This window comes from Aeromonas sp. 82P, from assembly GCF_051919365.1.
Taxonomy (GTDB): domain Bacteria; phylum Pseudomonadota; class Gammaproteobacteria; order Enterobacterales; family Aeromonadaceae; genus Aeromonas; species Aeromonas veronii.
Genome location: NZ_JBQBEV010000001.1, coordinates 1,120,001 through 1,132,744, shown reverse-complemented (window position 1 = coordinate 1,132,744; position 12,744 = coordinate 1,120,001). Strand labels below are relative to the sequence as shown.

The 12,744-nt window shown below is 58.3% G+C and carries 10 protein-coding genes, 2 rRNA genes and 1 riboswitch (1 of these 13 running past the window's edge); of the genes, 5 read left to right on the top strand and 7 right to left on the bottom strand.

What is annotated here, in order from left to right; genetic code table 11:
• Window positions 1–110 precede the first annotated feature (110 nt).
• Window positions 111–1,040, top strand: coding sequence for a transglutaminase domain-containing protein (locus tag ACTG2S_RS05290; protein WP_274160239.1), 930 nt, complete (start codon window positions 111–113; stop codon window positions 1,038–1,040).
• 26 nt (window positions 1,041–1,066) lie between these two features.
• On the opposite strand, the gene ACTG2S_RS05285 is transcribed toward ACTG2S_RS05290, so the two are convergent.
• A complete protein-coding gene (locus tag ACTG2S_RS05285; protein ID WP_005339160.1) occupies window positions 1,067–1,357 on the bottom strand; it encodes a PilZ domain-containing protein in 291 nt (96 codons plus the stop codon).
• Between the two features lie 89 nt (window positions 1,358–1,446).
• Window positions 1,447–1,537: riboswitch (TPP riboswitch) on the top strand.
• 60 nt (window positions 1,538–1,597) lie between these two features.
• Between ACTG2S_RS05285 and thiB the strand changes: the two genes are divergently transcribed.
• From thiB to ACTG2S_RS05265, 4 genes are all read left to right on the top strand, one after another.
• Window positions 1,598–2,578: a thiamine ABC transporter substrate binding subunit gene (gene thiB, locus ACTG2S_RS05280; protein ID WP_274160118.1), complete on the top strand. Its 981-nt coding sequence runs from the start codon at window positions 1,598–1,600 to the stop codon at window positions 2,576–2,578.
• Window positions 2,575–4,194, top strand: a complete 1,620-nt coding sequence (gene thiP / locus ACTG2S_RS05275) for a thiamine/thiamine pyrophosphate ABC transporter permease (protein WP_201906634.1) — start codon at window positions 2,575–2,577, stop codon at window positions 4,192–4,194. The genes thiB and thiP overlap by 4 nt, the downstream gene beginning before the upstream one ends.
• Window positions 4,181–4,876: a thiamine ABC transporter ATP-binding protein gene (thiQ, locus tag ACTG2S_RS05270; protein ID WP_274160117.1), complete on the top strand. Its 696-nt coding sequence runs from the start codon at window positions 4,181–4,183 to the stop codon at window positions 4,874–4,876. Before thiP ends, thiQ begins: the two co-directional genes overlap by 14 nt.
• 133 nt (window positions 4,877–5,009) lie before the next feature.
• On the top strand, window positions 5,010–6,338 hold the full coding sequence (locus ACTG2S_RS05265) for an IS4 family transposase (RefSeq protein ID WP_439982095.1): 1,329 nt from the start codon (window positions 5,010–5,012) through the stop codon (window positions 6,336–6,338).
• 56 nt (window positions 6,339–6,394) lie between these two features.
• On the opposite strand, the gene ACTG2S_RS05260 is transcribed toward ACTG2S_RS05265, so the two are convergent.
• The 6 genes from ACTG2S_RS05260 to ACTG2S_RS05235 all read right to left on the bottom strand — a co-directional run.
• Window positions 6,395–7,765 (bottom strand): PhoH family protein, encoded by a 1,371-nt coding sequence (locus ACTG2S_RS05260; RefSeq protein ID WP_005358170.1) that lies wholly within the window; start codon window positions 7,763–7,765, stop codon window positions 6,395–6,397.
• Window positions 7,766–7,985: 220 nt separating this feature from the next.
• Window positions 7,986–8,669: a TSCPD domain-containing protein gene (locus tag ACTG2S_RS05255; protein ID WP_274160116.1), complete on the bottom strand. Its 684-nt coding sequence runs from the start codon at window positions 8,667–8,669 to the stop codon at window positions 7,986–7,988.
• 10 nt (window positions 8,670–8,679) lie between these two features.
• A complete protein-coding gene (locus ACTG2S_RS05250; RefSeq protein WP_274160115.1) occupies window positions 8,680–10,827 on the bottom strand; it encodes an adenosylcobalamin-dependent ribonucleoside-diphosphate reductase in 2,148 nt (715 codons plus the stop codon).
• A 211-nt stretch (window positions 10,828–11,038) separates the two neighbouring features.
• Complete coding sequence (locus ACTG2S_RS05245; RefSeq protein WP_031227982.1) at window positions 11,039–11,491, bottom strand: pullulanase; 453 nt, start codon at window positions 11,489–11,491, stop codon at window positions 11,039–11,041.
• Between the two features lie 262 nt (window positions 11,492–11,753).
• Window positions 11,754–11,868 (bottom strand): 5S ribosomal RNA (gene rrf / locus ACTG2S_RS05240).
• Window positions 11,869–11,990: 122 nt separating this feature from the next.
• Window positions 11,991–12,744 (bottom strand): 23S ribosomal RNA (locus tag ACTG2S_RS05235); it runs 2,136 nt beyond the window's last position.

The following is a 12,744-nucleotide window of genomic DNA, read 5'->3' as shown; positions in this document are numbered from 1 at the left end:
GTTGCAAAAAAACGAGTAGAATCAACAGGGAGCTTCGGCTCCCTGTTTTACTGTCCGCTACGCTTCCCACTTTGGGCCACCGGAACTGGCCCGTGCCACAGGAAAGGATGATGAAGAGACCGACGGCAATTCCTCTGCTCTGTGCCCTGCTGCTTGCTCTTCCTGCGGGGGCCAGCCAAACCAGCTTCAACAACAGCCTCGGCCAGATCAGCGTCGGCTGGCAGGATAGCGAAGGTAACCCCCAACAGCTCACCTACCGGCTCGAACAGGGCAAGTTGCCGCCTCTCATCGCCTATCGCCCGGCCAGAATGCAGGAGGAGGTGTTGCAGGTGTTGCTGCGGGAGGTGCGCCAGAACTACCCCGAGGTGCAGTTCACCCTAGCCCGTCCCTCGCTGGAGCTGCATCTGAAAAGCCGCAATCAGGACAAGGCGCGCGAGGCGATGGCCTTTCTGCAGTCCAAGCGGAGCAAAGAGGAGCAGGCGTGGCTGACCAAACACTACTTCCAGTACTTCAACACCCCGGACGGGCAGCTGGCGGTGAAGCAGGACCATGTGCGCATCGCGCTGGAGAGTCGCAGCGGGCTGGCTCCACTGGCGGATCAACTCAAGCAGCAGGGCAGCACCGAAACGGAAGCGCGCCAGAAAACCGTGGCCCATATGCTCACCTTTATCCAGAGCATCCCCTATCAGCAGCTCGATAGCCTGAATGGAAGACAGGGCAAGGGATTTCTATCTCCCCGTCTGGTGCTGGAGCAGAACCGGGGGGACTGCGACAGCAAGGTAACCCTGATGGCCGCCATGCTGGCCCAGCTCTTTCCGGAGCTGAAACAGGCCATGGTGTTCGTCCCCGGCCATGCCCTGCTGGCCGTTGACCTGCCCGCCAAGCCGGGGGATGTGACCCTCAACTGGCAGGGGCAGAACTACCTGCTGCTCGAACCTACCGGTCCCGCCACCTTGCCTGCGGGCCAAATAGCATCGACCAGCAAAACGCTGGTCGATAGCAAGCAGTTGAGTGTGCAGCCGGTTCAGGAGAAAGGCTAACTCCCTCTGCCGATGGGGAGAGAGGATTAACCCTGAGGCAGAAACTCTACCGCCAGCAGCAACCCGCTCTCCTCCTCCAGCACCCGGATAATACGGGCATGGGCTTCAAAGGGAGGCAACAGGTTGTTGTTGGTGGCAAGACTGATCCGGATGGGCTGATTGATGTCGAGCTGGTGTTCAGAGACCGCAATCCCCATGCCGTTGGCACTGAGATCCCGGCAGATCCCCTCCAGCACCAGCTGCTGCTGATAGACGGTGACCGGAGCATTGATGACCATGCGCGCAAAGGCACGCCTTTCCTTGGTATTGGTAAGCACGCGAACATCCTCTGTTGGGTGGGCGTCATCTCATGGGTATTGCACAATTGTGCTGGTCTACCCAAAAGAACGTTAATACAATGCGGTTCGTTTCTCAAACGGGGTGCGGTTTACCGCTGAGATTATACCCGTGTACCTGATCCAGATAATGCTGGCGGAGGAATTTGAGGCATGGCGCTCATTTTTTGCGCCCTCACCCGCTGGCACCTCGTTATTAACAAGTAATAGGGAGTGCCACCCATGAAGACCCTGCTGCTGATCACCACCGGCCTGCTGTCGGCCAATGTGTTCGCCGCCGACACCCTCACCGTCTACACCTACAGCTCCTTCACTGCCGAGTGGGGTCCGGGGCCCAAGATCAAACAGGCCTTCGAGAAAGAGTGCGACTGCACCCTCAATCTGGTTCCCCTCGAAGATGGGGTCGCCATCCTCAACCGACTGCGGCTGGAGGGCAACCACAGCAAGGCCGATCTGGTGCTGGGGCTCGACGATGCCCTCATCAGCGAAGCCAAGCAGAGTGGCCTGTTCGCCCCCCATCCCGCCAAGCTCGATGACATCAAGGTGCCGGGTGGCTGGCAGGATGACACCTTCGTCCCCTACGACTACGGCTACTTCGCCTTTGTTTATGACAAGGACAAACTCAAGCAGCCACCCAAGAGCCTGAAAGAGCTGGTGGAGCGCCCCGATCTCAAGGTGATCTATCAGGATCCCCGCACCTCCACCCCGGGACAGGGACTGATGTTGTGGATGAAGTCTGTCTATGGCGACAAGGCACCTGCCGCCTGGGCCCAGCTTGCCAAAAAAACGGTCACCGTCACCAAGGGGTGGTCAGAGGCCTATGGCATGTTCCTCGATGGCGAAGCGGACATGGTGCTCTCCTACACCACCTCTCCGGCCTATCACCTGATTGCCGAGAACAAGCCCCAGTATCAGGCTGCCGCCTTCGAGGAGGGACACTACCGTCAGGTAGAAGTGGCCGCCAAGCTGAAGAGCGCCAAACAGGAGAAGCTGGCTGACCAGTTCCTGCAATTTATGGTGAGCCCCGCCTTCCAGAACGAGATCCCGACCGGCAACTGGATGTATCCCGTTATCGACATGCCGCTGCCCAAGGGCTTCGAGCAGATGATCACCGTAGCCAAGCCGCTCGCCTTCAGCAGCGATGAGGTGGCCGCCAATCGCAAAGGGTGGATCCGCGAGTGGCTGCAAGCCGTCACCCAGTGAGCCGTTATCTGAAACCACAGGCTCGTCCCCTCTGGTGGTTGCCGGGCAGTGCAGCCACCTTGTTGATCCTGCTGTTATCCCTCGGGCCGCTCGCGGCCCTGTTGTGGCAGGCCGGTTCGCTGGCCCCCCGCACCCTGCTCGCAGACCCTTATCTGCGTCATGTGCTGGGCTTCAGTCTGGGACAGGCACTGCTCTCCACCCTGCTGAGCCTGGGGCTGGCCATTCCGGTGGCCCGCGCGCTGGCGCGGCGCCGCTTCATTGGCCGAACCCTGCTGATCAAGCTGTTTGGTCTCTCGCTGGTACTGCCGGTCATCATCGCCATCTTCGGCATAGTAGCGGTACACGGTAAGCAAGGGTGGCTACCGCAACTGTTGCGCTCACTGGGGCTGGATCCCGGCAATTATCTCTACGGCCTGTTCGGTATCCTGCTGGCCCACGTCTTCTTCAATATGCCACTGGCGGCACGCCTGATGCTGCAGAGCATAGAGAGCATCCCCGAATCGAGCTGGCGCCTCGCCAGCCAGCTCGGCATGCGCTCATCCCATATCTTCCGGCTGCTGGAGTGGCCGCTTATTCGCGGCATATTGCCCGGGCTGGCCAGCCTCATCTTCATGCTCTGCTTCACCAGCTTCACCACCGTACTGGCGCTGGGCGGCGGCCCGAAATCCACCACGCTGGAGGTGGCCGTCTATCAGGCGCTGCGCTTTGACTTCGATCTCGCCACCGCGGGCGGATTGGCGCTGGTGCAGCTCATCCTGACCGCCGCCCTGCTCGCCCTGCAGCACAAGCTGCAGAGCACCCCGGCCAGTCGGGTGACCCCCCGTCGTCCCTGCCTGCGACCGGACCGTCATCAGCCGGGCACGGCCGTGGTGGACCTGCTCTCGCTCGGTATCGGGCTCGCCATCTTTCTGCCGCCACTGCTGGCCATTGTGGTGGCTGGCCTTCACCCCGGCCTGCTGACGGCGCTCACCTCCAGCAAACTGTGGCAGGCGAGCGGCCAGTCGCTGCTGATTGCACTGGCGGCAGGCACCCTGGCGACCCTGCTCGGCAGCGGCCTGCTGCTCACCAGCCGTCACCTCAAGGTGCGCACCCGCCAGCGGCGGGCTGCTGCCCTGTGGGAGGCCAGCGGTTCGATGATCCTGATGATCCCGGCAGTGGTGCTCTCCACCGGACTCTTTATCCTGTTTATGCCCTTTGCCGATGTATTTGCACTCGGCCCTTGGCTGGTGGTGCTGGTCAACGCCCTGATGGCGCTGCCCTATGTGATGCGCACCCTCTCCGCCCCCATGCAGCTGGTGGTACGCCAGTACGATCGGCTGGCGGACAGTCTGGGGGTACGCGGCCTGCATCGCCTGCGACTGGTGGAGTGGCCGCTGCTGCGCCGCCCGCTGGCACTGGCGATGGCGCTGTCGATGATCCTCTCGCTGGGGGATCTCGGCGCCATCGCCATGTTTGGCAGTCAGGAGCTCACCACCCTGCCCTGGCTGCTCTACCAGCAGCTCGGCAGCTACCGATTGACCGAGGCAGCAGCCACCGCTCTGCTGCTGCTTACGCTCTGTTTCTCCCTGTTCTGGCTGGTGGAACGGGGGCTTGGAGGAAAACATGCTGAACATTGATACGCTGGTAACCAGCTACCCCGACTGGCGCGTCAGCTTCAGCGCGACCCTGCCCAAGGGAGAGATCACCGCACTGATCGGCCCAAGCGGCGCAGGCAAGTCGACCCTGCTCGGGATGATCGCCGGCTTCGTGCCGGTGGAGTCGGGCCGCCTCAGCTTCGATGGCGAAGATCTGCTGCCGCTGGGCCCCGCCGAGCGCCCGGTCACCACCCTGTTTCAGGATCACAACCTGTTTCTCCATCTGTCGGTGTTCGACAATATCGCTATCGGCCTGCACCCGGGTCTACGCCTGAGTGCCGCCCAGCGGGCACAGGTAAACGAGGCGGCCGAGCGGGTTGGTCTTGGCGAGATGCTAAGCCGCCTGCCTGAACAGCTCTCCGGCGGCCAGCAGCAGCGGGTCGGGCTGGCTCGCGCGTTGGTGCGCGGCAAACCACTGCTGCTGCTGGATGAGCCCTTCTCTGCCCTCGATCCCGCCCTGCGCCGGGAGATGCTGGCGGAAGTGGCGAGGCTAGCCTGCGAACAGGGCATTACCGTACTGATGGTCTCCCACAATCCGGAGGATGCCCAGCTGATTGCCGATCAGGTGTTGTTTGTCGACGAGGGGCGCATCGCCCTGCAAGGCAAGCCGGATATTCTGCAAAACAGCGACCACCTGGGGCTGCTGCGCTACCTTGGACAGTGACCCAAGGACACTGAACTGGTGACGGGATCAAAAAAGGGAAGCCAAGTGGCTAATGCCGATCAGTTAAGGATCCATTGACCGATCCTTCTGTTGTGTGAAAATCCGAAACCTGTTGATTGATTTCGGATTTTTTATGCGCATCGCTCATGCTCTCGATTTCCTCCACGCCAGCAATGCCGCTCAGTTTGAGTCACTCTCAGACCTCATTCCTCCCGAGCTCATCACAACGCTGCTCGCCGAAGAGGGCGTCGCAACCCTGCGTCGTCGCCGCATGCCCATGGAGCGCCTGGTCTGGGCCATCATTGGCATGGCCATCTTCCGCCACGTCCCCATGACCCAGCTGGTCAATCAGCTCGATATCCTGTTGCCCGGGGACCGTCCCTTTGTCGCCCCCAGCGCCTTCCTGCAAGCTCGCCAAAAACTGGGGGACAAGAGCATCGAGCGGCTGTTTCACGAGACCGCCTCGCGCTGGCACCAGCAGGCCAATCATCCCGGTTGGGCCGGGCTGCAACTGCTCGCCGTCGATGGTGTGATGTGGCGCACGCCTGATACCCCGGACAATGCCGCCGCCTTTGCCAAGCCCGGTACCCAGCATGGCGAAACCGCCTATCCGCAGGTGCGCATGCTCTGCCAGATGGAGTTGACCAGTCACCTGCTTGTTCAGGCGGTCATGGAGAGCTGCACCGTCAACGAGATGGTGTTGGCCGAGCAGCTGGTCACGCGCACGCCGGACCACTCGCTCACCCTGTTCGACAAGGGGTTTTACTCTCTCGGTCTGCTCCACGCCTGGCAAACCACTGGCAGCGAGCGACACTGGTTGCTGCCACTCAAAAGGGGCACCCAATACGAGGTGGTGCGCAAGCTGGGGCGTCAGGATGTGCTGGTGCATCTCAAGACCAGCCCACAGGCGAGGAAGAAGTGGCCGCAACTGCCTGACACGCTAGAAGCCCGCTTGCTGACTCGCACTATCAACGGCAAAGAGCTGCAGGTGCTGACCTCGATGGTCGACCCGATGCGTTTCCCGGGTGCCGATATCGTTGAGCTCTACAGCCATCGCTGGGAAATCGAGTTGGGCTATCGGGAGATGAAGCACAGCCTGCAACAGCACCGGCTGACCCTGCGCAGCAAGAAGGCAGCGGGGATACGGCAAGAGTTATGGGGTGTACTGCTGGCGTACAACCTCTTGCGCAGCCAGATGGTAAAGATGGCGGCGAGTCTGAAGGGATACACGGCGAGCCAGTTGAGTTTTCACATGGCGTCGGTCTATCTCATCCATGAACTGAGCTGCATGCCGTACCTGTCACCGGGGAGTATCCCGAAGCGGGTGGCGGAGCTGGATAAGCAGGCGGGGCAGTTTGTATTACCGGAGCGAAGGGAGCGGAGTTATCCCCGCAGTGTGAAGGCAAGACCACAAAAGTATGCGGTGCAAAAAGCCAATAAAAACAATGCCAGTCAGGCTTAACTGACTGGCATTAAGCCAAGTGGCTTCCCTTTTTCATATGAAGATAGTCAGCTAAATCAGAGATTTTCCTCGGCGAACGAAGCCAGTCGGCTGCGCACCACGCCATTGAGGAAGATGTTGGCACTGCCGTCAAAATCCTTGAAACGCTCGACGATGTAGGTGAGACCCGAGGTCACCGGGCTCAGGTAGTTGGAGTCGATCTGGGCCAGGTTACCGGAGCAGACGATCTTGGTGCCCTCGCCGCAGCGGGTGATGATGGTCTTGATCTGGGATGCAGTCAGGTTCTGGCACTCATCCAGCAGCACGAAGGTGTTCTGGATGCTGCGCCCGCGCATGAAGTTGACCGATTTGAACTGGATGTTGGCCTTCTCCATGATGTAGCTGAGCGAGCCGCTCATGTTCTCGTCCTGCTTGTGCAGCACCTCCAGGGTGTCGGTCACCGCTGCCAGCCAGGGCATCATCTTCTCCTCCTCGGTGCCGGGCAGGAAGCCGATGCTTTCGGCAATTTCCGGGGTATTCCGGGTGACGATCACTTTCTCGTAAATGCCCTTCTCAATCACCAGCTCCAAGGCCGCCGCCATTGCCAGCAAGGTTTTACCGCAACCCGCCGGGCCAGTCAGGATCACCAGATCGATGTGCGGATCGAGCAGTGCATCCAGCGCCATCCCCTGATAGACATTCTTGGGATGGACACCCCACGCCTTGCGGGACATCAACCGCTCGCGGCCCAGATCCTTGATGCGGATCTTGTTGCCATCGTGGCTGAGTACCCGGGCGGCGAAGAAATTCTCCTCATCCACCAGATACTGGTTTACATGAACCCCCTCCAGCAGATTGGCATCGATCACATGGATGGTGTCGCGGCCATGGGTCTCGCTCTCGCACTCGCCAACCCGCTCCCAGAAGCTGCCGGGCACCACCTGAAAGCCTTTGGCCAGCAGGCGGATATCATCGATCAGCTGGTCACTACGGTAATCTTCAACGTGAGCAAGCCCGGCCCCTTTAGCCTTGAGGCGCATGTTGATGTCTTTGGTGACCAGCACCACCTGACGCTTCAACTCGTGCTTTTGCAGATAGAGGGCCGCGTTGATGATGCGGTTGTCGGCCTCCTTGTCGGTAAAGACCTCGGCATCCTGCGGCAGATGGTGATCGCTGAAGATGCAGATATTGCCGCTCGCTTCGCCAGCCAGCGGCACGCCCTGGGTGATCTGATCCGGGGTTGCATCGCGGAACACATCTTCCAGCGCACGAATGGCCACCCGCGCGTCGCGGCTGACATCCTTGTTGCGATCCTTGATGTTATCGAGCTCTTCCAGCACCGTCATGGGGATGAGCACGTCGTGCTCTTTGAAGGAGTAGATAGCGAGGGGTTCGTGAAGCAGAACGTTGGTATCCAGGATAAACAGCTTTCGGTCCGTATTGTCCATAAGCATCCTCCTTGGCACTGAAGGGCCACGTGTGTGAATCTCAGATGTCATTGAAACCACACGGCCGTGACAGTTTTATTACCCTCAACGCTACGCCCGATTTTACTATCGCGCAACAAATCACTTGGCCGCCTGATTTGATTGCGCATAAAAACAGCAATACAAAGACCGGCACTGTGGCCGGTCTTTTTTCTATCGTTCAACTACTTGGGCATGTCTGTCAACCGCACTTGGAGTCGCCACAGTTGAGGCAGGTCATGCAGCCATCCTTCAGCACCAGCGCCTTGGTGTGGCACTTGTAGCAGAGCGCCGCATTGGCCGGGAAACCACTGCCCGCCTGTTGCTCTTCGGCCTCCTGAGCGGCTTTCAATTCAGCCTGCTTCTCGGCCAGAAACGCCTGCTGATGCTCATCCAATCCCGGCGCCTTGAGCATGCCGATCTCGGTGAGATGGCTCTCGATCACGTTGCCAATTTCGGCGATCAGCGACGGCACATACTTGCCCTTGTTCCAGTATCCGCCCTTGGGATCAAACACCGAGCGCAGCTCCTCGACTAGGAAGGTGACATCCCCACCCTTGCGGAATACCGCCGAGATGATGCGGGTCAGCGCCACGATCCACTGATAGTGCTCCAGGCTCTTGGAGTTGATGAAAATCTCGAACGGACGGCGAGTTTCGTGAACCGTGCCCTCGTTGAGAATGATGTCGTTGATGGTGATGAACAGTGAGTGCTCGGAGACATGCTCCGGCGTCTTCAACTTGTAGGTGGTGCCCATCAGCCGCTCCGGGCGCAGCACGGTTTCGTGCATATGCACTACGTCATCCAGCACAGAGAGATCTTCTTGCGGCTCATCCTTGGTACGCACCTTGTAGGCGACGATTTTCTTGTCGATCTTTTTGACCATAATGTCGTTCTCAGAATTTACCGTAATAGCCTTCTTTCAAGGCATCGTAGAGGTTGGCGGCCGTATGCAGCTCGCCATCGTATTCGATCTCTTCGTTCCCCTTGACGGAGATGACGGAACCATCCTCCAGGGTGAACTCATAGAGGGTGTTCTCCAGATCCTTCTCCTTCACCAGCACGCCCTGGAAGGCCTCCGGATTGAAGCGGAAAGTGGTGCAGCCCTTGAGGCCGGAGTCCGAGGCATACATGTAGATGTCCTTGAACTGCTCGAACGGGAAATCAGTCGGCACGTTGGCGGTCTTGGAGATGGAGGAGTCAATCCAGCGCTGGGCCGCAGCCTGAATATCCACATGCTGCGCCGGGCTGATGTCATCGGCAGTAATGAAATATTCCGGCAGACGGCTCGCCTCATCATCGGCATAGGGCATGGCGGCCGGATTTACCAGCTCGCGATAGGCCAGCAGCTCGAAGGAGTAGACATCCACGCTCTCCTTGCTCTTCTTGCCCGGCTTAATGACGTTGCGGCTGTAGTGGTGGGCAAAGCTCGGCTCGATGCCGTTGCTGGCGTTGTTGGCCAATGACAGCGAGATGGTGCCGGTCGGCGCGATACTACTGTGATGGGTGAAACGCCCACCCACTTCGGCCAGCTCGGCGACCAGCGCAGGATCCACCTCGGCAACCTGCTGCATATAGCGGCTATAACGCGCATGCAACACCTTGCCCTTCACCTTGTCGCCCACCTTGATGCCATCAGCCGCCATTTCCGGGCGCAGACGCAGCATCTTGCCGGTTACTTCGAACTCCTGCTCCATAATGGGCGCTGGGCCCTTCTCCCTGGCAAGGCGCAGGGACTCCTGCCAGCCGGTCATCGCCAGCTCCTGGGATACCTGCTCGGTAAAGGCGACGGATGCCGCAGAGCCGTACTTGATCTGCAGCATGGTCAGGGTCGAACCAAGACCCAGGAAACCCATGCCATGCCGGCGCTTGGCTGTGATCTCCTCGCGCTGTTTGGCCAGTGGCAGTTGGTTGATCTCCACCACGTTGTCGAGCATGCGAGTAAAGATGGCCACCACCTTGCGAAACGCCTGCCAATCGAATGCCGCGTATTCAGTAAACGGGTCGCGCACAAACTTGGTCAGATTGACCGAGCCCAGCAGACAGGCACCGTAGGGCGGCAACGGCTGCTCACCACAAGGGTTGGTCGCGCGGATCTCTTCACAGAACCAGTTGTTGTTCATCTGGTTGACCTTGTCGATCAGGATGAAGCCGGGCTCTGCATAGTCATAGGTCGAGGTCATGATGACATTCCACAGCTTGCGGGCTGGCATGGTCTTGTAGACCTTGCAAGCGACCTGCCCCAACTCGTTGAATACAACCCCTTCCTTGTTGGGCCAGTCGGCCCAGAGCACCTGAGCGGGATCGTCCAGCGCAATGCTATCCTGCTCCACCTCTTTGGCGGTGTAGGGGAAGATCAGCGACCAGGGTGCATCCTCTTTCACCGCCTTAACGAAATCTTCGGTGATGAGCAGAGAGAGGTTGAACTGACGCAGGCGGCCATCTTCGCGCTTGGCCTGAATAAACTCGATCACATCGGGATGGCGGATATCCATGGTGCCCATCTGGGCGCCGCGACGGCCACCGGCTGACGAGACGGTGAAACACATCTTGTCATAGATATCCATAAAGGAGAGCGGACCGGAAGTGTAGGCACCGGCACCGGAGACAAAGGCACCGCGCGGGCGCAGAGTCGAGAAGTCATAGCCGATACCACAACCAGCTTTCAGGGTCAGGCCAGCCTCGTGCACCTTGCCTAGGATATCGTCCATCGAATCTTCGATGGTACCGGAAACAGTACAGTTGATGGTTGAAGTGGCAGGCTTGTGCTCAAACGCCCCGGCGTTGGAGGTGATGCGGCCCGCCGGAATGGCCCCATTGCGCAGCGCCCACAGGAACGGCTCATACCAGGCCTCAGGCTCCAGCTCCTGCTCTGCCAACGCACAGGCTACCCGCTGGTAGGTCTCATCGATAGAGCTGTCGATGGGAGTGCCATCCTTGCTCTTGAGGCGATACTTGCTATCCCAAATCTCGAGGGACGTTTCCTGCATGGGGATAAGGCGGGAGCCAAGCTCACTCTCCAGCACCGGGTTCGATTTAGCCATTTTCAATCAACCTTATGTGAATGCATCAACATCATGACAACAGCAGAAAACACAACTAATGGTGCCATCTAAAATTAATGGCACAACATATAGTACACCTGATGCCATGAGGGCGCCGATTCTAACCTAAAAAAATGCCCCGGCCAGCAGATTTCTGGGCCAGGGCACTTAACTGATTAATTTGCTAAGTGATTTAACACTCAGAGATAGATCAGGGCTTCTTGACGTAAACGGTCGGTGTTTCACCCGCCATATTCAGATAGAACTCGTAGACGCCATCAGCATCTGGTGAGAACTTCATGTCCTCATACTTGGAGCAGGGGTTGACCGGCACCGCCTCACCACCCAACACGGCAACACCATCACTCGGGCTCTTATAGCCAAAGTTGGTACCGCAGCTCCAGCCTGAATCAGCAAACTTGAACTTGTAGGGGGCCCACTCTTTCTTGAGGGTGCCTTTGGCCATATAGAGCTTGTCGGCCACCTTGACTACCTTGCTTTCATCAGTGGCCATCCAGTCGTTCATCTCCCCGCGCAGGTAGATGGACTTGCCACCGAAATCGCCGTTGTCTGCCCCAGCCTGCTCTGCACCACCATTGGATGCGCAACCGCCTAATACCAGGGTTCCCGCCGCCAGCATCATCGTTACTGTTCTTTTGAACATGGGTCTATTCCTTAAATTATTGTGATTCCTTGGTCCATCAATATGGACTGAAGAATTAAACCAGAGCAGGCATCACATTCTGTACTTTTTGTATCCAACACATTGAACTGGTGAGCAAATATCGAACAGAAAAAGAGGTCTTTTTGGGGCTTTAGAAGGGTAATCAATGAATGACAAGAAGGGGAAAGTTTAATATCCGGCGACGTTCTGAATTGCAGGCAATAAAAAACCCCGCTCATCGAGCGGGGTTTTTAAATTTGGTGCCTGGCAGTGTCCTACTCTCGCATGGCGAATGCCACACTACCATCGGCGCTACCGCGTTTCACTTCTGAGTTCGGCATGGGATCAGGTGGTTCCACGGCGCTATGGCCGCCAGGCAAATTCTTAATCCAGAAAGCTGACGTGAATAACGATTTGCCTGTTGGCTTCGCTATCACTGAATTAGTTAGTAGTTCGCTTGGTATTTGCTACAAGCCTTAGAACACTTCTTGGGTGTTGTATGGTTAAGCCTCACGGGTAATTAGTATGGGTTAGCTCAACACATCACTGCGCTTACACACCCCACCTATCAACGTTGTGGTCTCCAACGGCCCTTTAGGACCCTCAAGGGGTCAGGGATGACTCATCTCAGGGCTCGCTTCCCGCTTAGATGCTTTCAGCGGTTATCGATTCCGAACTTAGCTACCGGGCAGTGCCACTGGCGTGACAACCCGAACACCAGAGGTTCGTTCACTCCGGTCCTCTCGTACTAGGAGCAACTCCCTTCAATCATCCAACGCCCACGGCAGATAGGGACCGAACTGTCTCACGACGTTCTGAACCCAGCTCGCGTACCACTTTAAATGGCGAACAGCCATACCCTTGGGACCGACTTCAGCCCCAGGATGTGATGAGCCGACATCGAGGTGCCAAACACCGCCGTCGATATGAACTCTTGGGCGGTATCAGCCTGTTATCCCCGGAGTACCTTTTATCCGTTGAGCGATGGCCCTTCCATTCAGAACCACCGGATCACTATGACCTACTTTCGTACCTGCTCGACCTGTCCGTCTCGCAGTTAAGCTGGCTTATGCCATTGCACTAACCTCCTGATGTCCGACCAGGATTAGCCAACCTTCGTGCTCCTCCGTTACTCTTTGGGAGGAGACCGCCCCAGTCAAACTACCCACCAGGCACTGTCCGCGAGCCCGATTCAGGGCCCTGCGTTAGAACATCAAACATACAAGGGTGGTATTTCAAGGACGGCTCCAGCG